Raw genomic sequence first — 18,215 nt, 5'->3', positions numbered from 1 at the left:
GGGCGAAGCGCCCCGTGCCAGCCAGAGGATCGCGTCCGTGAACGGCCGGTCGTCGGCACCGCTGCGGCCCCGAGCACCGGCCTTGCCGGGCAGCAGCGGCCCGGTGCTGCCTGTCGGCCCGCTGGCATGCGCCCGAGTCGATGCCAAAGGACGAAAGGAGCCGCCAGGCCCCATGTCGCCATGCCTTTGCGCTTTCTGCATGCGCCCGCGGCCGGGTGCTGCCCAGGCCCTGCCCGGCGGGGCGCTGATGGTCCGGACAGGGGGCCGCGAATTCATCGCAACTTGGAGATGTTCGCACCACCCGCAGGCCATGCCAGCAAAATACATTGAAAACAAACCACTAACACTACCTTGTTAACGGTCCGTTAACCTATCTTAAAGGGCAACTGGCCTAAACCGAACAGATCGTTTTAATTGTAAGTCATTGCGTGATCTCTATTGTTGGTTGGTGAGTGATGTTGGTGAATGGCAAGGCCACGCATGCCGCGGGCATGCATTATCCCCTGGGCGACAACGGTTGCCTGAGCTTTCTTCAGGATCCGGGCATCGGGGTCGGCAGCCGAAGCTTTTCGGGCTCGGTGGCGGATTGGTGCGAGCAGGGCTTCTCGATCTGCGAAAGCTACCTGATCGAGGCGCAGACCCTTTCCATCGAAGGCGATCCCTCGGGTTTCGTTGCCATGGCCGAGGCGCAGTTCGACGACGAGCTGGCCGACGAGGTGCTGCTGCACGCCAACGCCCTGCTGAGGGGCATGGCCTTCCGCCGGTTGGGTGGGCGGCTGCAACTGGTCGAAACCGGTGACGCGCCGCTTGGCCTGAACTGGACCGCGATCGCGAACCTGTGGTGCGCGATGGAGACGACCAAGGGTGACATGCGCCTGCCGCGCCTTGACCCGCAGTTCGAAAAGCGGATGCGCGCGGCGATGCGGCTGTCCTGAGCCGGTCGGCGCTGCCGGAACGCTTGGATCGGCGGCCGGTTTTGTCTAAGACGGCGTTCCAGTCAGCAGAGGATGCCGCCCGTGGACGCGACCGACCGCATTGCCCGCACCATCGCCGCCGAGATCGCTGCCCGCCCCGACCAGGTGGCGGCGGCGACGGCCCTCTTGGACGGGGGCGCCACGGTTCCCTTCGTCGCGCGCTATCGCAAGGAGGTGACGGGCGGGCTGGACGACACCCAGCTGCGCACGCTGTCCGAGCGGCTGGCCTATCTGCGTGAACTCGAGGCGCGGCGGGCGGCGATCCTTGACTCCATCAAGGGGCAGGGCAAGCTGACCGAGGATCTGGCCCGCGCCATCGCCGGGGCCGAGACCAAGGCCACGCTGGAAGACATCTACCTGCCCTTCAAGCCCAAGCGGCGCACCAAGGCGATGATCGCGCGCGAAAACGGGCTGGAGCCGCTGTTGCGCGCCATCCAGGACAACCGCGCCGCCGAGCCCGAGGCGCTGGCGGCGGGCTACCTGACCGAGGCGGTGCCGGACGCGAAATCGGCGCTGGACGGCGCGCGCGACATCCTGGTCGAGGAACTGTCCGAGAATGCGGCGCTGCTGGGCCGGCTGCGCGAGTTCATGCAGGCCGAGGCGATCATCTCGGCCAAGGTGGTGCCGGGCCAGGAACAGGTCGGTGCCAAGTTCAGCGATTATTTCGACCAGTCCGAGAAATGGGCGGCGATCCCGGCGCATCGGGCGCTGGCGATCCTACGCGGCGCCAAGGAAGAGGTGCTGGCCATCGAGATCGCCCCCGAGCCGGAAACCGGCGCGGCGCGGGCCGAGGGCATCGTCGCCGCGGCGCTGGGCCGGCTGGGCGACGGTCCCGGCGACCGCTGGCTGCGCAAGGTGGCCGGCTGGTGCTGGCGGGTGCGGCTGTCGAACACGATGTATATCGACCTGCTGACCGAGTTGCGCTCGCGCGCCCATGCCGAGGCGATCCGGGTCTTTGCCCGCAACCTGCGCGACCTGCTGCTGGCCTCGCCCGCCGGGCCGCGCCCGACCATCGGGCTGGACCCCGGCATCCGCACCGGGGTCAAGCTGGCGGCGGTGGACGGCACCGGCAAGCTGGTCGAGACGGCGACGCTCTATCCCTTTCCGCCGAAATCCGACCTGCGCGGGGCGGAAGCCGCGCTGGCCGCCGCCATCACCCGCCACAGGATCGAGCTGATCGCCATCGGCAACGGCACTGCCAGCCGCGAGACCGAGCGTTTCGTGGCCGAGGTGCTCAAGCGCCTGCCGCAGGGGGTGAAGCCGCCGGTGAAGGTGATCGTCTCCGAGGCCGGCGCCTCGGTCTATTCCGCCTCGGAACTGGCGGCCAGGGAGTTCCCCGGCCTCGACGTGTCGCTGCGCGGCGCGGTCTCCATCGCCCGGCGCCTGCAGGATCCGCTGGCCGAGCTGGTCAAGGTGCCGCCCGAATCCATCGGCGTCGGCCAGTATCAGCATGACGTGGACCAGCGGCAGCTGGCAAAGACGCTGGAGGCGGTGGTCGAGGATGCGGTGAACGCGGTGGGGGTGGACCTGAACACCGCCTCGGCGCCGCTCTTGGCGCATGTCGCCGGGCTGGGACCGTCGCTGGCGCAGAACATCGTCGCGCATCGCGATGCCGCGGGCGCCTTCCGCTCGCGCGCGGCCTTGAAGAAGGTGACGGGGCTTGGCCCGCGCGCCTTCGAGCAATGCGCGGGCTTCCTGCGCATCCGCGACGGCGACGAGCCGCTGGACGCCTCGGCCGTCCATCCCGAAGCGTACGGCGTCGCGCGCAAGATCGTCGCCGCCTGCGGCCGCGACATCCGGCAGATCATGGGCGATGGTGCGGCGTTGAAGGGTCTGCGCGCCGAACAGTTCGTGGATGAGCATTTCGGCCTGCCGACGGTGCGCGACATCCTGTCCGAACTGGAAAAGCCCGGCCGCGACCCGCGCCCCAGCTTCGTTACCGCCAGCTTTGCCGAGGGGGTCGAGGATATCAAGGATCTGCGCCCCGGCATGGTGCTGGAGGGCACGGTGACGAATGTCGCGGCCTTCGGCGCCTTCGTCGATATCGGCGTGCATCAGGACGGGCTGGTGCATATCAGCCAGCTGGCCGACCGTTTCGTCAAGGATCCGAACGAGGTGGTCAAGGTCGGCGACGTGGTCAAGGTGCGCGTGACCGAGGTGGACGTGGCCCGCAAGCGCATCGGCCTGACCATGCGCAAGGACGGTGGCGCCGCAGCCCGCGATGCGCAGAAGGAACGCGGCCCCAAGGCCCAGCCGGCGCGCGGCCCGAAATCCGCCGCGCCCGCCGGCAAGGAGCAGCCGGGCGCCCTGGGCGCGGCGCTGCTGAACGCACTGCGCAAGGGCTAGGGCGCCGGTCGCCTAGGGCGCGACCGAGGATCGCCGGGGGATCAGAGCGGGCAGCTCCGCTTCGACCGTGCGGGCGGTTCCCTCGATCCGGTCCAGCAGCAGGTGGACCGCCTGTTCGGCGATCGCCGGAAGATGCAGGTCCAGGGCGGTCAGCGGCGGATCGGACAGCTTCGCCCGCAGCCCGTCATAGCGGGTGGCGATGCGCAATTGCCGCGGCATCGCCAGCCCCAGCTCATGCGCCGCCCGCACCGCGCCGCTGGCAAAGGCGTCGATGGCGGCGAAGATCCCGTCGATCGAGGGATCCGCGGCAAGCAGGCGCAGGGTCTCGCGATAGGCGATCTCTTCGCCCTCATCTTCGTCCAGGACGACCAGGGTGGCCTGCTGGCCGCGCCGGGCGGCAAAGGCGCGATAGGCCTGCTCGGCCTCGATCTGGCTGGTCCGCGGGGTCGAGCCGATCAGCGCCGCGACATGGCGGCAGCCCTGCTGTGCCAGATGCTCCAGCAGCAGCAGTGCGGTTTCCCGCGAGCGGATGTTCACGGCGGGGATGTCGGGCCGGCCCGGCACGGTGCCGATGGAAACGATGGGGGTCTTGCGCTGCTCGAACAGGGCGACCAGCGGGTCGTCGCGCATGGGCTCGACCAGAATCACCCCGTCGAAAGCGACCGAGCCGTGGCTGCGGACCGAAGGATGCGGCGGGATCAGGCACAGCGCCAGCTGGCGCGTCAATGCCGACATCGCGGCCGAGGCGGCGATCTCCATCAGGAAGCCCAGCCGCGACGGCCCGGCGGCAATGGCGAAGGGCATCGAGGAGGCCAGCGCGATGGTGCCGCTGCGGCCGCTGCGCAGCGCCTGCGCCATGCGGCTGGGGTGATAGCCCATTTCCTCGGCGATGGCGTGGATGCGCTTGCGGGTTTCGGGGTCGACGTGGCGGCGGCCGCTGAACGCATGGGACACGGTGGTGACCGAGACCCCCGCGGCCCTGGCCAGATCCGATATGGTGGGTTTGCGCAACGCGTCCCTCATCCGTCCGTTCATCGCCGCAAGGCTAGCAGCATTGCCGTGCCAGAGGCAACAAAACGATTTGCACGAATCGCATCTCATGCTATTCCGAGAAGTAAGCAAAACGATTTGCATAAATGTGAACACCGCTTCAACAACAGGGAAACGCCACGATGGCCAATACGAGAACGCTTACGCCGCCCGATCCGGTGGATCGGGTTCTGCCGCTCCGGGATCTGATCCTTTACGGTTTCCAGCATGTGCTGGTGATGGCCGCATCGCCGATTACGGCGGTGTTCCTGGTCGCGCAGACGCTGGGCTTTGACACGGCGCTGACCGTGTCGATCATCAGCGCCACCTTCCTGGTCTGCGGCCTGGGCTCGATCCTGCAAAGCTACGGGCCGGCAGGTTTCGGTGCCCGGCTGCCCTTCATCATGGTTCCGGGCGGCGCGCCCATCGCGATCTTCCTGGCCATCGCCAGCCAGACCGACGTGCAGACGGCGGTGGGCGCGGTGCTGATGACCGGGGTATTCTATTTCCTGGCGCTGCCGGTCTTTCGCCGGCTGCTGCGCTTTTTCCCGCCCATCGTGGTGGGCACCATGCTGCTGCTGGTGGCGGTCAACCTGGTCAAGATCTATGGCGGCACCATCACCGGCAAGCCCGGCAGCGACGGCTTTGCCGATCCGGTCAACGTCGGCTTGGCGCTGGCGACCATCGCGCTGACGGTGATCTTCTCGCGCGTGTTCACCGGCACGCTGCAGCGCATCTCGGTGATGCTGGGGCTGATCGCGGGGACGCTGCTGGCGGCGGCGCTGGGCCGGCTCGACCTGTCGGGCGTGATGCAGGGGCCGCTGGTCGCGGTGCCGCAGCTGTTCCCGTTCGGGATGCCGAAATTCGACCTCATCGCCTCGCTGCCGCTGATCATCTTCTCGATCATCTCGATGGCCGAGGCGACCGGCCAGACCATCGCCACGGCCGAGATCGTGGACCGCAAGGGCGATGCCCATGCCATCGTGCCGCGCACCATCCGCGGCGATGCGGCGGCCTCGATCCTGGGCGGGCTGTTCGGCACCTCGCTGATCATCACCTCGGGCGAGAACATCGGCATCGTCCGCGCGACCGGGGTGCGCTCGCGCCATGTCACCGCCATGGCGGGGGTGATCTTGGTGCTGATCGCGCTGCTGGCGCCGGTGTCGCGGCTGGCCAGCGTCCTGCCCGGCCCGGTCGTCGGCGGCACGGCCGTCATCGTCTTTGCCATCATCGGCGTGATCGGCATCCATGTGCTCAGCCGCGTCGACCTGCGCGAGCATGGCGCGATGTTCACGCTGGCCTCGGGCCTGGCCATGGGGCTGATGCCGATCCTGGTGCCCGGCGTCTACAGCCAGTTCCCGCAATGGTCGCAGATGATCCTGGGCAACGGGCTGGCCATGGGCACGATCACCGCAGCCGTGGTCAACGCCTTCTTCCAGTTCAGCGCCCCCAAACCCGTCGATACCGCGGAGCAAGCCCGATGACCGACCTGCACCAGATCTTTGCCCGAACCGACGAGACGATCGTCGCGCCGGGGCGCCTGCTTCTTGACGGAGGGCCGCAGCGCGACATGGCCGTGCTGCTGCGCGCCGGCCGCTTTGCCGATGTCGGCGATGCCGCGGCGCTGCGCGCCCGCCACCCCCAGGCGCGGCTGGTCGAACTGCCCGATCACCTGTTGATGCCGGGCTTTATCGACACCCACACCCACCTGACGCAATCGCTGGGCAAGTCGCTGGTCTTCGGCGAGCCCTCCGAGATCTTCCGCCGCATCTGGGTGCCGCTGGAGGGCAGCCTGGACGAGCACATGGTCTACCTGTCCTCGAAGCTGGCGGCGCTGGAATGCCTGCGGGGCGGCTTTACCACGGCGATCGACGCCGGCACGCGCTCGGCCGGCCATATCGGCAAGCTCGCGCTGGCCTCGCGCGAGGTGGGGCTGCGGCTGGTGGTGGCGCAGATCTGCAACGACCTGGGCGGCGCGGCCGTGGTGCCCGACCGCCCCGAGATCCTGCGCCGGGCCGGGGCACACCTGGCCGCTTGCCAGGGCGATCCGCTGATCCATGCCTCGCTGGCCATCTCGATTCCCGAGGCGGCCAGCGACGGGATGCTGCGCGAGGTCTCGGCCATGGCGGCCGAGGCGGGCGTCACCTTCCAGACCCATGTGAACGAGCATCTGGTGGCGGTCGAGCGATCGCTGGTCGCGCATGGCCGCCGGCCGCTGGAGCATCTGGCCCATGTCGGCGCTCTGGGGCCGCAGACCCTGATCGCGCATTCGACGCTGGTCACGCCGTCGGAACTGAACCTGCTGCGCGACACCGGCACCGCCGTCGCCTACAACCCCGTCGCCTCGGTCTGGAAGGGGAACGCGGTCGCGCCGGCCCTGCAGATGCAGGCGCTTGGCATCCGCTTCGGGCTGGGCACCGACGGCACGCGGGCCGACGGGTTCCGGCTGATGGACGCGGCCGAAAGCATGCAGCGCGTGGCCTATGGGCTGGCCTCGGGCGACAGTTCCTGCGGCGGCGGCTGGCTGTGGCTGGATGCGGCGACGCGGATGGCCGCCGATGCCGGCGGGCTGGCCGGCGTGACCGGCCGCATCGCCAAGGGGCTGGCGGCCGATTTCCTGCTGGTCGACCTGGACCGGCCGGAATTCACCCCCTCGCACGACCTGAGCTGGGAACTGGTGCGCTATGGCAACCGCGACCAGATCGACGCGGTCTTTACCAACGGCCGGCTGAGGATGGTGCAGGGCTGGCCGGTGGACTGGGACGCGCGCGCGCTGATGGAGGAGATCCGCGATCTGGCCGCGCCGGCCATCGCCGCCGCGCCGATCCAGCGCATCCATCCGACCGCCGACAGCCTGATCGACATGAGGCTGGCGTGACCCTGACCGTATTTCTCGGCCTGTCGTTGCTGGTCGCCGCCTCCGCATTCGTGCAGGGGGCGGTGGGCATCGGCTTTGCCCTGATCATGGCGCCGGTCTTCGGCTTTATCGATGCCAGCTATCTGCCCGTCACCCTGCTGATCCTGATGCTGCCGCTGAACTTCCTGGTCGCATGGCGCGAGCGGCGGATGATCGACCGGCAGGGGACGGGGTGGATCACCTTTGGCCGCTTCTTCGGGACATTCCTTGGCATGGCGGTGCTGGTCGCGCTGTCGGTGCGCCAGCTCGAAATCGCCGTCGGCCTGCTGACCGTCCTGGCTGCCGTGGCGGCCCTGCTGGCGCCGCCCTTCGCCCCCAGCCGTTCGGCCTCGCTGGGGGTGGGGCTGTTCACCGGCGTGACGGAAACCGCGACCGGCATCGGCGGCCCGCCGCTGGCGCTGCTTTACCAGCATGCTCCCGGCCCGGTGCTGCGCTCGACCGTGGCGACCTGCTTTCTGGTCGGAGAGGCGATCTCTCTGGTGATCCTGCTGGCCGCGGGGCGGATCGGCGGGCAGCAGATCCTGGCGGCGCTGGCGCTGGTCCCGGCGGTGCTGATCGGCAGCCTGCTGTCGCGGCACGTCCACGCCCATGTCAACGGGCCGGCGCTGCGGCTGGCGGTTCTGGTCTTTTCCATCGTCAGCGGCGCGGCGCTGGTCCTGAAGGGATAGGGGGCGCGGGGCTTGGCCGGGCTTGCGCCGCCTTCCTGCGGGACGCGGGCTTTTTCGCCGCCCGTCCCGCGCCTTCGCGCCGCGCCGCCATCAGGTCCAGGGCTTTCTCGCGCCTGGGCGCCGTGCGCACCCGCCGGAACAGCGCCGCCGCCCGCTTGCGGCGCATGCCCTCGCGGATCAGGGCAAAGGCCTTTTCGGCCGTGCGGTCCGCCGGCGTCAGGCAATAGCGGTGGTCGGAACAGGCGTCGTCGATGTCCTTGCAGGCGCCGAAACCCGCGACGGCCAGGGTCTGATCGCTTTCCTGCACGGCCACGGCGATCTCGTCGGGAACAAGGGCGAGGGAATCGCCCTCGCCGAGCTTATAGCCCTTGACCTGGTCGTCCTTCTCCACCGGCTTGCCGGTGTCGCTGCCGATGAACTTCCGGCGCACCCTGTTCCCGGCCGCCCGGTGCGGCATGTGACCGGCGATTCGCTCCACGGTCGAGGCCGCGGCGTGAAGTGCGACCGGGCAGCTGAGCTCGGCGATCTTCGGCATCCCTTCCAGATCGCCCGCGGTGCCTTGGCCTGCCTTCCTGGTCAAAGACGATGACGGCCCCACGTTCCCGGCCCGCGGCGGTTCTGGCGACCGGGGAGTCCGGCGCGCGTCGCGGGTCTCGGCCCACGCTCGTTCAATAGTTTCCCGGCGGATCGCTGGCCGGGAAGGATTCGTCGCCTTGCTCGTCCACGATGTCCCAGCTGCGCGGCGGGTTTTTCATCAGCCGCCGGCCGGCGGGGCGGATCTCCTCCCGGCGCGGGCGGTGGCTGCGGCCGGGCCCTGCGGCGGCGGGGCGGGCCAGCGCATCGCAGGCGCCCTTGAGCGCGAAACCGGCGGCAAGGCCGCAAAGGAACGCAAGATGGCGGTTGTTCATGGTCGGCTTCCTTCTCAGATCGTCGGTTTGCAGTCGGTGACGGCGATGGTGGCGGCCGAGACATGGCTCGGCCTCGGCTTGGCCGGCATGACATCGGCCTCGGCTGCTTCGGCCGCTTCGGCCGGTGGGGCGGGCCGCTTCATGGCGCAGGCGGCGCCGAACGCAGCCATTGCCTCGGCCGACGTGCCGGCCGGGATCAAGGGCGTCCCGACCGGGCCGGGGGCCATGGCATTCACCCCGATATCGAACTCGTACGCCGGCCCGGCGATGCGGTTCTGGATCGCGCCCCCGGTCATGGCATGGGCTGCGTCGGCTGGCCGGTTCCGGCTGCGGGCGCGGTTTCGGGGCCGGGCAGGGTGGCGGGTGCGGTTTCCACGCCGGTTTCCATGCCGGCCGCGGGGGGCTCGGCGATCTCGTCTACCGGCCCCGGCACCTGGCCGGGGATTTCGGGATCGCTGGTTTCGTCGTTGAACCACCAGACGAATCCCGCCAGCACGATCAGCACGGCCGCGAGGATGCCGAGGATCGGGACAAGGTGGCGGCGCCTCTGTTTTTCCAGATCGGTGCGTGGTGCAGACATTGCAAGGCTCCTGTGCAGCTATCGGATGGGCCCCTCGCCCCCCAGGCATCAGGAAAACACCCCCCGGACCGCCCTTGTTCCCGCCTAATCGTTCCCCCAGGCTTCCAGGATCTCCTGGAGCGGCGCCGTCTCGATCTGCTGCGAGAACCGTTCGCGGTAAAGCGTCATCGCCGCGTCATGGCCCCGGTCGGTCGAGGAACAGACCGCATCAGCGACCAGAACCACCCGATAGCCCAGGTCGACCGCCCCCATCACCGTGCCCAACACGCAGACATCGGTCTCGCCGCCCGTCACCACCAGCGTCGTGACCCCCGCCCCCCGCAACCAGCCGTGCAGCCGCCCGTCATGCCAGGGGGAATAGACCGGCTTGTCGATCACCTTGGCGGGGGGCGCGTGCCGCGCCAGCTCCGGCAACAGTTCAAGCCAGCGGTCGTCCAGCCGTTCGCGCAGCATTTCGGGCCATTGGGCGTAATAGCGCGCCCAGGCGCCGGATGCCGCCCCGAGCCGGGCGGGCGGGATGAAGCGGGTGAAGACCGTGCGCTGCGGCCGCGCCGCGACCAGCGTCGCCACTGCGGGCCGGATCCGCTCGATCCAGGGCACCGCCCAGGGCGAGCCCGGCCCGAACAGCCGTTGCATGTCGATGCAAAGATGGGCCGTCGCCGCCGGAAGGCGGCCGAAGCGAAGGGTTTCCGTCATGGCACCTGGTCGCGAATGATGGGCTTGTCATCCCGAACCGGGCAGCGGCGGAATCGTTCCGCGGCAAGGCCGGCGCGGCGCAGGTTTTTCCGGCGGTATTCCCGCAGCCAGACGGTACGATCCGGCGCCGGTCATTTTCCCCGCCGCCGCGCGCCGCGTTGGGAAACCGCCGGGCAACATCCCGCGTTGCGCTGTTTTGCGTCGGGCGGGAGCGGGCGGCAGGGGGACGGCGGAGATGGGCGGATCGGTGCATTTTCTGGATGGCGGCGGCGAGATGGGCAGGGCCATCCGCGACCATGACTGGTCCGCCAATCCGCTGGGTCCGCCCGACGGCTGGCCCTCGGCGCTGAAGATCGCGCTGGGGATGGCGCTGAACTCGAAATTCCCGAAATGCATCGTCTGGGGGCCGGGGCTGATCACCCTGCACAACGACGCCTTTCGTCCGATCCTGGGCGACAAGGGCAATGTGCTGGGCCGCTCCTTCGCCGAGGTCTGGCGCGAGGCCTGGGCCGAGATCGGCCCCATCGCCGAACGCGCCTATGCCGGCGAGGCCACCTTCATCGAGGATTTCCCGCTGGTCATCGACCGCTACGGCTACCCCGAGCAATGCCATTTCACCTTCTGCTACAGCCCGATCCGCGACGAGAACGGCGTGGTGCGCGGCATGATCGACACGGTGATCGAGACCACCGGCAAGGTCGAGGCCGCCCGCCAGTTGCGGTTGGTGAACGGCGAGCTGGGCCACCGGATCAAGAACACGCTGACCGTGGTCTCGGCCATCGTCAACCAGACGCTGCTGAGCCATGACGGCCCCGAGGCGCGCGAGATCCTGCGCCAGCGCATCGGCGCCCTGGCCCAGGCGCAGACGCTGCTGACCGATTCCAGCGCGCTGGATGCCGAGATCGGGCAGGTCGTCCAGCAGGCGTTGGCGCCGTTCCGCACCGGGCGGCGGCGGTTCCGCATCGCCGGCCCGCCGGTGCGGCTGTCGGCCAGGCAGGCGCTGACGCTGGCGCTGGCCATCAACGAACTGGCGACCAATGCGCTGAAATACGGCGCGCTGTCGGTCCCCCAGGGCGCGGTGGACCTGGGCTGGACCGGCGGGCGGCCGGGCAGCGACGACCCGTTCCGGCTGCTCTGGGCGGAATCGGGCGGCCCGCCCGTCGCCTCCCATGCCGGCAAGGGCTTCGGCTCGCTTATCATCGAGGAGGCGCTGGCCCAGGACTTCATGGGCGAAAGCGTGATCCGCCTTGATCCCGAGGGCCTGCGCTGCGAATTGCACAGCCGCATGAGCCATCTGGGCGCGGGTCAGGGCGCGCAGGCCTGATCCCGGCCCGCTGGCCTATTCGATCACCGCGCAGGCCAGCCGGTCGCCGGCGCCGCCGGTGGGCTGGGTCTGGTAGTCGTCGGGGCCGGCATGGATCATCAGCGCCCGGCCCTTGATCGCATTCTCGCCCTCGGCCAGCGTCACCAGCGGGTTGAAGACCTGCGCCCGCGCCGTCCCTTCGGCATCGACCCAGATATTGGGCATGTCGCCGGCATGGGGGCCGCCCTCGGCCAGCACGCCATGCGGGGCCTGCGTGGGGTTGAAATGGCCGCCCGCCGATTCGTGCCCGGTGGCATGGTCGCAGCTGCCGGTTTCGTGGATGTGGAAGGCGACCCATTGGCCGGCCGGCAGCCCGGTCGCCTCGACTTCGATCAGTACGCCTGTGGGCGTCGCGGTCAGGGCCGCGGTTCCCGCCTCTTGCCCCCGGGTGTCGAGGAACACCGCCTTGGCATCTTGGGCATGGGCCGAAAGCGGCAGCAGGGCGAGGCCGAGGGCCAGAAGATGTTTGGGCATTGCTGTTTCCTTCCGATGCTGCAACTCGGCGGGGGAACCCCCGGCTGGCGGGCTTTGTTCCCGCGCGCCGGGGAAATCCGCCGCCAAGCGACTCACAGGCCACGGCGGAACTCTTCGACCAGCCAGGCGACGATGCCGCGAAAGGCTTCCTGCGGCGTGGCCCCGGCAGCGATGGCCGCGGCGTAGAGCGCGCGCTGCTGTTCGGCCGCGCTGCCGCGGGCGATCATGTCGCGCAGCCCGGCCACCGCGGGCTGGCTGTCCAGCGCATCGGCATCCTCGGCGATGGCGGCCAGCCAGGCTTCGGCGATCTCGTCGAAGGGGATGATGCGGCGGGTGCCGAAATCGATCAGCCCCTCGGTCAGCCCGTAGCGCGTCGCCCGCCAGCGGTTCTCGCCCAGCAGGAAGTTGTCGTATTGCCGCCAGCGCAGGTTCTGCCGCGACAGCCGCCACAGCATCCGCAGCGTCGCCTGCACCAGCGCGACCAGGGTGATGGTGTCGCCAAGCCGCGGGCAGGCGTCGCAGATCCGCGTCTCCAGCGTGGGAAAGCGCGCCGAGGGGCGCAGATCCCACCAGATCTTGCTGGCATCGCCGATGATCCCGGTCTCGGTCAGCGCCGCGACCGAGCGTTCGTATTCCGCCCAGCTGCCCAGCCGCGGCGGCAGGCCGGTGCGGGGATAGCCGGCAAAGACCGTGGTGCGATACGAGGCGAGCAGGGTCTCCTCGCCCAGCCAGAACGGGCTTGAGGCCGAAAGTGCCAGCAGATGCGGCAGGAACCACGAGAACTGGTTCATCAGGTCGATGCGCATGTCCTGGTCGGGGATGCCGACATGGACATGCATACCGCAGATCAGCATGCGCCGGGATACCCCGCCCATTTCCTGCGAGATCTGGTTGTAGCGGTCCTTGTCGGTATGGTCCTGGCTGCGCCAGTCCGCGACCGGATGGCAGGCGACGGAAATCGGCGCCAAGCCGAACTCGGCGGCATGGCGTGCGATGCTGCCGCGCAGCCGGGCCAGATCATCGCGCGCCGCGCGCACATTGGCGGCGACGGGGGTGCCGATCTCGATCTGGCAGCGCAGGAACTCGGGGCCGACCTGGTCGGCCAGCTCGGCCTTGCAGGCGGCCATCAGCGCATCGGGCGCCTCGCGCACGTCGCCGGTCTCGGGATCGACCAGCAGGTATTCTTCTTCGACGCCCAGCGAGAATTCGGGCTCGTCGGCCATGTCCAGCCCCTTTCGTCGAATGCCGCCTTCCCTGCCGAACCCCGAGCGGGCGGCGCTTGTTCCCGATGCCGATGCCGGCGGCGCGAAGGATGCTTGGCAGCAGCGCCGCCCGCCTCTCGGCTGGGCAGAGGCGCTACCCCTGGCCCTCGGGCGCGGCCCCGGGCCGGCCGCCGCGCCCGGGATGCCGGCTTTCCCGGTTTTCGCCCCTGGTCGTGCCGGTATCCCTTGCCTGTGGTCTTCCCGGAACGTCAGGCTGACAGCCGCAGGGCCGCGCGATGTCCCAGACGCCCGGCCCGGGCTTTTCCCGGCACAAGCGCCGCAGGATCGGGTCTCCCGCCCAGGGGCTTTCGCTGCCGCGCTGGGTTTGCGAGCACGCTGCAGGGCACGGCGCGGGACATGAGGCGCCGAGCAAGCCACGGGCAACCGTTTTCGTCTCCGCCCCCGGTGTTCGGCATCATCGCCAGCGCCGGCATTGCGGCGGGGGGTCTTGGGGCAGCGCCTCTCCGCATGGGGCAGGCCGAGGTCAGCGTCTCGGGCTTTGCCCCGCAGCGGCAGGTCAGCCTGCAGCGCGGCCAGGTGCTGGTGTCGCCGCAGGGCATGCAGGCCGATGCCGAGGGCGGCTTCGGCCTTGCCTTCGACCCGCCCCCGGATGCGGTGGCCGGCGTGGCCGAGCTGAAGGTCTCGCCCCGGGTGCCGCCGGCGGGGGCGAGCCGCTCGACCAAGGTGGCGCCCGGTCTGCCAGGTCGCCCAGAGCGCGCGGAACGGCAAGGTTTTCGTCGCCTCGGCCCTGGGCCGGCCGTTCGGGGGCGGGTCCGGCATCACCAACTGGACGCCGAGAGGCTGGAGGATCTGGCCGAGGTCAGCCCCGGTGATTTCGGCATTGCCGCGGGCGATGCGAAGGGTACCGTCTGGGCCGCGAATACCCGCCAGAACGCGGTCGCGGTCTTTGCCCGGGACGCCCTGCCGCTGGTGCGGCCATTCGAGGTCGGCTCGGTCGAGAAGCCGCGCGACGTGGTGATCGACGCCGCGCGCGGTCGCGCCCATGTCAGCGCCCATCGCGGCCGGATCGAGGCTTGCGGCATCAAGGCCCCGGAAAAGCTGGACGGGTTCGAGTTGCAATCCGTGGCGCGCGGCGGCCAGCCCGGCACCATGAGCCTGGCGCCGGATGAAAAGGCCGACCGGCTTTACACCCTTCCGCTGCGCAGGCCGGAACTGGGGCGCATCCATCTGGGCTCGGGCGCGGCGAAGATCCTGGCGCTGCCGGGCGCCAAAGCGTCCTCGGGCGTTGATTTCGATCCGGCGACCGGGCGGGTTGTCATGGCTTCGCAGGGCAGCGACATCGTGATCGCGCCGGAGGGCGAAAGCGGTGCGGTGCTGTTCGACACGCCATGCCTGGACCGGGCTGCTGCTGGGCTGGCTGCTCTTGCGATCTTCCTGACCGGGACCATCGCCTGTTTCCGCGTCGAGATGCGCTGTTGGATGTGCCCAGAACGGCTTGGCCCGGCCGTGGGCGCGGATCCGGTCGGGCGTGCCCTGGACCGGCTGGCCGAGGTCGCGCCCGCCGGCGGCAAGCCGGTTCCCGACCAGCGCAGCCCGGCGCCCGTCCTGTCCTGGGCGAAACCCGGCGCGCAGGCGTGGCGGCGCGGTGGCAAGGCCATGGCGACTGACGCCGCCACGGGCGCCCCGCTTTCGCCGCGCCAGACGGCGGGGGGCGAGCTCCTCTATCGCTTTCATTTCGAGCTTTGCGGCCTGCCGCGCAACCTGGCGCGCTGGATCCTCGGCATCGCGACCATGGCGATGTTCGTCGCGATCATCAGCGGCGTCATCGCCCACAAGAAAAGCCTCAAGGCGTTCTTCACCTTCCGTCCCGGCAAGGGCCAGCGATCCCGGCAGGGCATGCACAACATGGCCACGGCGCTGACGCTGCCCTATCATGTCGTGATCGCCTTTTCCGGGCCGGTGCTGTTCGCGGCGAGGCTGACGCCCCTGGTGGTGGAGCGTCCCGCGCCGCGCGGCCCGGCCCCGGCGGCGCTCCCGCCGCGTGCGCTGTCGCCACCGGTTCTGCCGACCCCGCTGATGGCGCCGGCCGCGGTGGCCCGGTCCATGCCGGTCGGCCGGATCGGCATCGAAAAGCCGGCCGGCCCCGGCCCGAGATCGTCTTGCTCCCGCGGCGTAATCCGGCGCTGACGGTGCAGAGCGGCTTGGGCTCGGACCGGGTCGGGCGGATGCGCTTCGACGGACTCGGCGGCGTGCTGATCCAGCGGCCCGGCCGGCCGGACGCCGCGGCCGGCACCAGGGCGAACCATGCGCTTCGTGCGCTGCTTCGCGTCCGCTTTGCCGATACGGCGCTGCGCTGGCTGGTCTTTGCGGCCGGGCTGGCCGGGGACCGTCATGGCCGGCAGCGGGCTGGTGCTTGCGGTGTCGAAGCGTGCGGCCGGGCCTTCCCGCGCCGAGACGCAGCCGCGCGGGCTGTGGCCGATCGCGCGGCTGAACACCGGCGCCATCGCCGGGCCCATGCTGGCCACGGCGGGCCATTTCCGGGCCAACCGGCTGATCCCGGCCGATGTGCCGGAACGCGCGTTGCAGAAGATCCGCGCCTTTTGCTGATCCGGCTTGCGGCGGCGATCTGGCCCTTCCTGCGCCTGCCCGCGAAAGCCTGGGGCGCGCGGCTGGCCCTGGCCGCCGGGCTGCTTCTGGCCTTGCCGCTGCCGAATGGCGGCGACCGGGCCGTCCAGCCTGTCGCAGGCGATGGGGCAGGGGGATCGGGTGCTGGCCTCGGTCGATCTGGTGGCGATCCTGTGCGGCCTTGCCTGGCCCATGCCGCCTGGCTGGCCCGTCCCGGCCGGGTGAAGGCGCCGAAGCCGCGGACTTGCCTCCGGGAAAGCCGGGCTTGGCGAGCGTAGGGTGCCGGTCTGGCCGTCCCTTGTCCTTTGCTAGCCGGGGTTCCTCGCGCGGGCCGGGGCGATGCCGCGGCATCACGAGCAACTGCGCGGCCGAAAAGGCGGCCGCCGCCCGGCCTGGCTGTTGCGAATCGCCGGCATGGGCTGCTCGGTCTGTCCGCCCGGTCGGCCCCGGCGGGACGGGGAAACCCCGCAATCGCGGTTTCGGCATGGCCGAGCATCCTGTCCGTGGCGGCTTTCGCGGTCGCGACGATGCTGACCTGCGCTTGCGCCTGGTGGCGAATGACGCTGATCGCGGCCATGGTCGCGACCGGCATCCTGCTGGTCACGCCGGCGCTTTCGCATCCGTAGCCGCCGGTGGCCTTGCCGCGCGGTCCTGTTGTCGCCTGTTTTCATGCGTTATCAGTCCTCTGGCTCATGCCGGGGCGCAGGAGGGGTTTCCCCTCATGATCCCGATTTCCGCATGATCCCATGTGGTGCAGGGACGGCCGCGGTCCTCGGCCCTTCCTCGGGCATTTGTCCTCGTCTACGCTTGGGCCAGAAAAGGTGGCAGGCGGGCGAGACTGCCGGCAGTCAGCGCGGGCACAAGGGGATCGGACATGCCCGGCGCCGCAATGGGCGGCAGGATCGTCGACGGCCCTTGTTCCGTTCGCGTTTCCGGATCTGCTTCCCAGGCCTGGCGGACAGCGCATGGCCCCATGTAGGGGGGTGCGCCTGCCGATCGCGACCGCTTGTGCCGTCCGGGCGGGCAGGCAGGCTGCGGCGGATCCGCGATCCATTCGGCCGTGGCCCGGACCTTGCCGGCATCGGGTATGGGCAGGACGGCCGAGCCGGCGGGACGGCATGCCCGGCGCGGCCCACGCCTGGCCCCGCCATCGGCTTGCGCCGAAACACGCCGAGCAATAGGCCGGTCTGCCCTTGCGGCATGATACGCCAGAACCCCGCCCCGCTGCCCCGAGACTTCCTGCAAGGCCAGGTTTCCGGGCCGGCGGCATGGCGCATGTTCGGTGCCGGTGTCGCGGGTCCGGGGCAAGGATCGTGCGGGTCGGCATCACTTCTGCCACCGGCCGGCGCACCGCTATGCCGATGGCCAAGCGGACGACCCGGATCATGGGTGAAAGGGACATTCGCTCGGTTCCGTGCTGATTTCGCGATCAGGTTGCATCGCACGTCACCGTGCCGCGGCAATGGAATATTGCCCCGCGGCGCATCACTTGCGAAGACAGAGAGAGCAGAAAATCCTTGCGCTGGCCTCCCGCTGCAATGCGGTCCGATCCGCTGGAATGGCGCCACGATCCGCAACCGAAGATGCCTGGTCGAATCCGAATCATTCGCGCAAAGCACTGACCTGGTCGATTCTCGCAGAACCGCCACCTTTCAGGACAAGTTCTGGGCCGTTCGCTGTCAATTCGACCCCGGTTACACGGCTATAAGCTTCGACATCTCGCGCAACATAGCTTCCGTCGCTATTCTGCTCCTCGATACGGAAGCTGTAGAATCCGGCCGGGAGAGATGTGCCATCCGCATGTCGACCAGACCATTGCATTTCCCCTGGGACGGCCCCCAGAATTTGTCGTTGCACTTCTCGGCCCTGTCCGTTCAGCGTGACGAGCGTGGCGCCTTCGGCATTCGTGATATTGTCCATCGCCAATGACAACGAAGCTCCGTCAAACCATACAGGGGAATTCGTTCTTACCTCACGGCCTATCCAGTTGGAATACTGGCCAAGCCCTCCTCCGTAGGTATCGCTCAGAAGCTGGGACAGAAGCAGATTGGTCTGGACCTGTTGCTCGACCCCGGAAAAAGTCGCAAGCTGAACGGCGAATTCCGTATTCTCCATGGGGTTGAGCGGATCCTGGTTCTTGATCTGTGTTGTCAGCATCCTCAGGAACATCTCAAACTGATCCTTGGTACTGGATTCGACCGATCTTCGGGAAGATTGGTAGCTTCCTGCGTTCACTCCTTCGGCAGCTGAAGCTGAATTGAGATTCATCATCCATTTCCCCTATATTCTTATATCAATTCCGGAATTTGGGTAACCGGCCGATTGTTACCGCGGCGACTGAGCCTTGATGCGGGCGACGAGTTCCGCGTCATCGACAAAGTCGTCGAGGAACGCGTGCCAGGTTTCGGTGGT

At 69.3% G+C, this 18,215-nt stretch carries 19 protein-coding genes; 10 read left to right on the top strand and 9 right to left on the bottom strand.

The features are described 5' to 3' along the window. The first annotated feature begins 491 nt into the window (after positions 1 to 491). Positions 492 to 935 carry a hypothetical protein gene (locus ACDP63_RS22380; protein WP_231486944.1) on the top strand — a complete coding sequence of 148 codons (444 nt, stop codon included), beginning with the start codon at positions 492 to 494 and terminating at the stop codon, positions 933 to 935. Between the two features lie 72 nt (positions 936 to 1,007). Beyond that, positions 1,008 to 3,320: a Tex family protein gene (locus ACDP63_RS22375; RefSeq protein ID WP_114669355.1), complete on the top strand. Its 2,313-nt coding sequence runs from the start codon at positions 1,008 to 1,010 to the stop codon at positions 3,318 to 3,320. Between the two features lie 12 nt (positions 3,321 to 3,332). On the opposite strand, the gene ACDP63_RS22370 is transcribed toward ACDP63_RS22375, so the two are convergent. Beyond that, on the bottom strand, positions 3,333 to 4,343 hold the full coding sequence (locus ACDP63_RS22370) for a LacI family DNA-binding transcriptional regulator (protein WP_028710842.1): 1,011 nt from the start codon (positions 4,341 to 4,343) through the stop codon (positions 3,333 to 3,335). A 149-nt stretch (positions 4,344 to 4,492) separates the two neighbouring features. Here ACDP63_RS22370 and ACDP63_RS22365 point away from each other — a divergent pair, with 149 nt between their 5' ends. From ACDP63_RS22365 to ACDP63_RS22355, 3 genes are read left to right on the top strand one after another with little or no spacing between them, the layout of a single operon-like run. Then, positions 4,493 to 5,833 carry a uracil-xanthine permease family protein gene (locus ACDP63_RS22365; RefSeq protein ID WP_024845891.1) on the top strand — a complete coding sequence of 447 codons (1,341 nt, stop codon included), beginning with the start codon at positions 4,493 to 4,495 and terminating at the stop codon, positions 5,831 to 5,833. Continuing rightward, a complete protein-coding gene (locus ACDP63_RS22360; protein WP_024845892.1) occupies positions 5,830 to 7,227 on the top strand; it encodes an amidohydrolase family protein in 1,398 nt (465 codons plus the stop codon). Before ACDP63_RS22365 ends, ACDP63_RS22360 begins: the two co-directional genes overlap by 4 nt. Further along, complete coding sequence (locus ACDP63_RS22355; protein WP_024845893.1) at positions 7,224 to 7,934, top strand: sulfite exporter TauE/SafE family protein; 711 nt, start codon at positions 7,224 to 7,226, stop codon at positions 7,932 to 7,934. The genes ACDP63_RS22360 and ACDP63_RS22355 overlap by 4 nt, the downstream gene beginning before the upstream one ends. On the opposite strand, the gene ACDP63_RS22350 is transcribed toward ACDP63_RS22355, so the two are convergent. The 5 genes from ACDP63_RS22350 to ACDP63_RS22330 all read right to left on the bottom strand — a co-directional run bounded on the left by ACDP63_RS22350 (position 7,903) and on the right by ACDP63_RS22330 (position 10,118). After that, positions 7,903 to 8,469, bottom strand: coding sequence for a Ku protein (locus tag ACDP63_RS22350; RefSeq protein WP_051419814.1), 567 nt, complete (start codon positions 8,467 to 8,469; stop codon positions 7,903 to 7,905). The two genes, ACDP63_RS22355 and ACDP63_RS22350, sit on opposite strands and share 32 nt — an antisense overlap. Before the next feature lie 133 nt (positions 8,470 to 8,602). Then, on the bottom strand, positions 8,603 to 8,842 hold the full coding sequence (locus ACDP63_RS22345) for a hypothetical protein (protein ID WP_024845894.1): 240 nt from the start codon (positions 8,840 to 8,842) through the stop codon (positions 8,603 to 8,605). A gap of 14 nt (positions 8,843 to 8,856) precedes the next feature. Further along, complete coding sequence (locus tag ACDP63_RS22340) at positions 8,857 to 9,138, bottom strand: hypothetical protein (protein WP_024845895.1); 282 nt, start codon at positions 9,136 to 9,138, stop codon at positions 8,857 to 8,859. Further along, on the bottom strand, positions 9,135 to 9,422 hold the full coding sequence (locus ACDP63_RS22335; protein WP_024845896.1) for a hypothetical protein: 288 nt from the start codon (positions 9,420 to 9,422) through the stop codon (positions 9,135 to 9,137). The genes ACDP63_RS22340 and ACDP63_RS22335 overlap by 4 nt, the downstream gene beginning before the upstream one ends. An 84-nt stretch (positions 9,423 to 9,506) precedes the next feature. Beyond that, entirely contained in the window at positions 9,507 to 10,118 is a 612-nt protein-coding gene (locus ACDP63_RS22330) for a cysteine hydrolase family protein (protein WP_024845897.1), read from the bottom strand. Positions 10,119 to 10,353: 235 nt separating this feature from the next. On the opposite strand from ACDP63_RS22330, the gene ACDP63_RS22325 reads away from it, so the two are divergent. Then, the gene (locus ACDP63_RS22325; RefSeq protein WP_024845898.1) at positions 10,354 to 11,442 is read left to right on the top strand and encodes a sensor histidine kinase; all 1,089 of its coding nucleotides are present in this window, start codon (positions 10,354 to 10,356) and stop codon (positions 11,440 to 11,442) included. Positions 11,443 to 11,457: 15 nt separating this feature from the next. On the opposite strand, the gene ACDP63_RS22320 is transcribed toward ACDP63_RS22325, so the two are convergent. Both ACDP63_RS22320 and ACDP63_RS22315 read right to left on the bottom strand, forming a co-directional pair. Further along, entirely contained in the window at positions 11,458 to 11,955 is a 498-nt protein-coding gene (locus tag ACDP63_RS22320; RefSeq protein WP_024845899.1) for a superoxide dismutase family protein, read from the bottom strand. 92 nt (positions 11,956 to 12,047) lie between these two features. Next, positions 12,048 to 13,178 carry a carboxylate-amine ligase gene (locus tag ACDP63_RS22315; RefSeq protein WP_024845900.1) on the bottom strand — a complete coding sequence of 377 codons (1,131 nt, stop codon included), beginning with the start codon at positions 13,176 to 13,178 and terminating at the stop codon, positions 12,048 to 12,050. A gap of 396 nt (positions 13,179 to 13,574) precedes the next feature. Between ACDP63_RS22315 and ACDP63_RS22310 the strand changes: the two genes are divergently transcribed. The 4 genes from ACDP63_RS22310 (at position 13,575) to ACDP63_RS22295 (ending at position 16,429) form a co-directional block, all read left to right on the top strand. Next, positions 13,575 to 15,365 (top strand): PepSY-associated TM helix domain-containing protein, encoded by a 1,791-nt coding sequence (locus ACDP63_RS22310; RefSeq protein WP_155987289.1) that lies wholly within the window; start codon positions 13,575 to 13,577, stop codon positions 15,363 to 15,365. Between the two features lie 204 nt (positions 15,366 to 15,569). Beyond that, positions 15,570 to 15,785 (top strand): hypothetical protein, encoded by a 216-nt coding sequence (locus ACDP63_RS22305; RefSeq protein WP_024845902.1) that lies wholly within the window; start codon positions 15,570 to 15,572, stop codon positions 15,783 to 15,785. 105 nt (positions 15,786 to 15,890) lie between these two features. Then, a complete protein-coding gene (locus tag ACDP63_RS22300; protein WP_155984393.1) occupies positions 15,891 to 16,028 on the top strand; it encodes a hypothetical protein in 138 nt (45 codons plus the stop codon). Positions 16,029 to 16,306: 278 nt separating this feature from the next. Then, entirely contained in the window at positions 16,307 to 16,429 is a 123-nt protein-coding gene (locus ACDP63_RS22295; RefSeq protein WP_256233631.1) for a hypothetical protein, read from the top strand. A 976-nt stretch (positions 16,430 to 17,405) separates the two neighbouring features. Here the strand turns inward: ACDP63_RS22295 and ACDP63_RS22290 are convergent. Further along, positions 17,406 to 18,074: a flagellar hook capping FlgD N-terminal domain-containing protein gene (locus tag ACDP63_RS22290; RefSeq protein WP_244314483.1), complete on the bottom strand. Its 669-nt coding sequence runs from the start codon at positions 18,072 to 18,074 to the stop codon at positions 17,406 to 17,408. Between the last annotated feature and the right edge of the window lie 141 nt (positions 18,075 to 18,215).

This window comes from Paracoccus sp. P2, from assembly GCF_046335115.1.
In the GTDB taxonomy this organism is placed as follows: Bacteria; Pseudomonadota; Alphaproteobacteria; order Rhodobacterales; family Rhodobacteraceae; genus Paracoccus; species Paracoccus pantotrophus.
Note: the sequence above shows the minus strand (reverse complement) of the source record. Positions and strands in the feature narration are given on the sequence as shown.

What these genes read in the sequence shown, in the direction of transcription:
- ACDP63_RS22345 (WP_024845894.1), bottom strand. Translation starts at nt 8,842, where the DNA reads ATGAACAACCGCCATCTTGCGTTCCTTTGCGGCCTTGCCGCCGGTTTC.
- ACDP63_RS22350 (WP_051419814.1), bottom strand. Translation starts at nt 8,469, where the DNA reads ATGCCGAAGATCGCCGAGCTCAGCTGCCCGGTCGCACTTCACGCCGCG.
- ACDP63_RS22360 (WP_024845892.1), top strand. Translation starts at nt 5,830, where the DNA reads ATGACCGACCTGCACCAGATCTTTGCCCGAACCGACGAGACGATCGTC.
- ACDP63_RS22370 (WP_028710842.1), bottom strand. Translation starts at nt 4,343, where the DNA reads ATGAGGGACGCGTTGCGCAAACCCACCATATCGGATCTGGCCAGGGCC.
- ACDP63_RS22300 (WP_155984393.1), top strand. Translation starts at nt 15,891, where the DNA reads ATGGCGGCGACCGGGCCGTCCAGCCTGTCGCAGGCGATGGGGCAGGGG.
- ACDP63_RS22330 (WP_024845897.1), bottom strand. Translation starts at nt 10,118, where the DNA reads ATGACGGAAACCCTTCGCTTCGGCCGCCTTCCGGCGGCGACGGCCCAT.
- ACDP63_RS22305 (WP_024845902.1), top strand. Translation starts at nt 15,570, where the DNA reads ATGGCCGGCAGCGGGCTGGTGCTTGCGGTGTCGAAGCGTGCGGCCGGG.
- ACDP63_RS22365 (WP_024845891.1), top strand. Translation starts at nt 4,493, where the DNA reads ATGGCCAATACGAGAACGCTTACGCCGCCCGATCCGGTGGATCGGGTT.
- ACDP63_RS22325 (WP_024845898.1), top strand. Translation starts at nt 10,354, where the DNA reads ATGGGCGGATCGGTGCATTTTCTGGATGGCGGCGGCGAGATGGGCAGG.
- ACDP63_RS22310 (WP_155987289.1), top strand. Translation starts at nt 13,575, where the DNA reads ATGAGGCGCCGAGCAAGCCACGGGCAACCGTTTTCGTCTCCGCCCCCG.
- ACDP63_RS22335 (WP_024845896.1), bottom strand. Translation starts at nt 9,422, where the DNA reads ATGTCTGCACCACGCACCGATCTGGAAAAACAGAGGCGCCGCCACCTT.
- ACDP63_RS22380 (WP_231486944.1), top strand. Translation starts at nt 492, where the DNA reads ATGCATTATCCCCTGGGCGACAACGGTTGCCTGAGCTTTCTTCAGGAT.
- ACDP63_RS22320 (WP_024845899.1), bottom strand. Translation starts at nt 11,955, where the DNA reads ATGCCCAAACATCTTCTGGCCCTCGGCCTCGCCCTGCTGCCGCTTTCG.
- ACDP63_RS22315 (WP_024845900.1), bottom strand. Translation starts at nt 13,178, where the DNA reads ATGGCCGACGAGCCCGAATTCTCGCTGGGCGTCGAAGAAGAATACCTG.
- ACDP63_RS22375 (WP_114669355.1), top strand. Translation starts at nt 1,008, where the DNA reads ATGCCGCCCGTGGACGCGACCGACCGCATTGCCCGCACCATCGCCGCC.
- ACDP63_RS22290 (WP_244314483.1), bottom strand. Translation starts at nt 18,074, where the DNA reads ATGATGAATCTCAATTCAGCTTCAGCTGCCGAAGGAGTGAACGCAGGA.
- ACDP63_RS22340 (WP_024845895.1), bottom strand. Translation starts at nt 9,138, where the DNA reads ATGACCGGGGGCGCGATCCAGAACCGCATCGCCGGGCCGGCGTACGAG.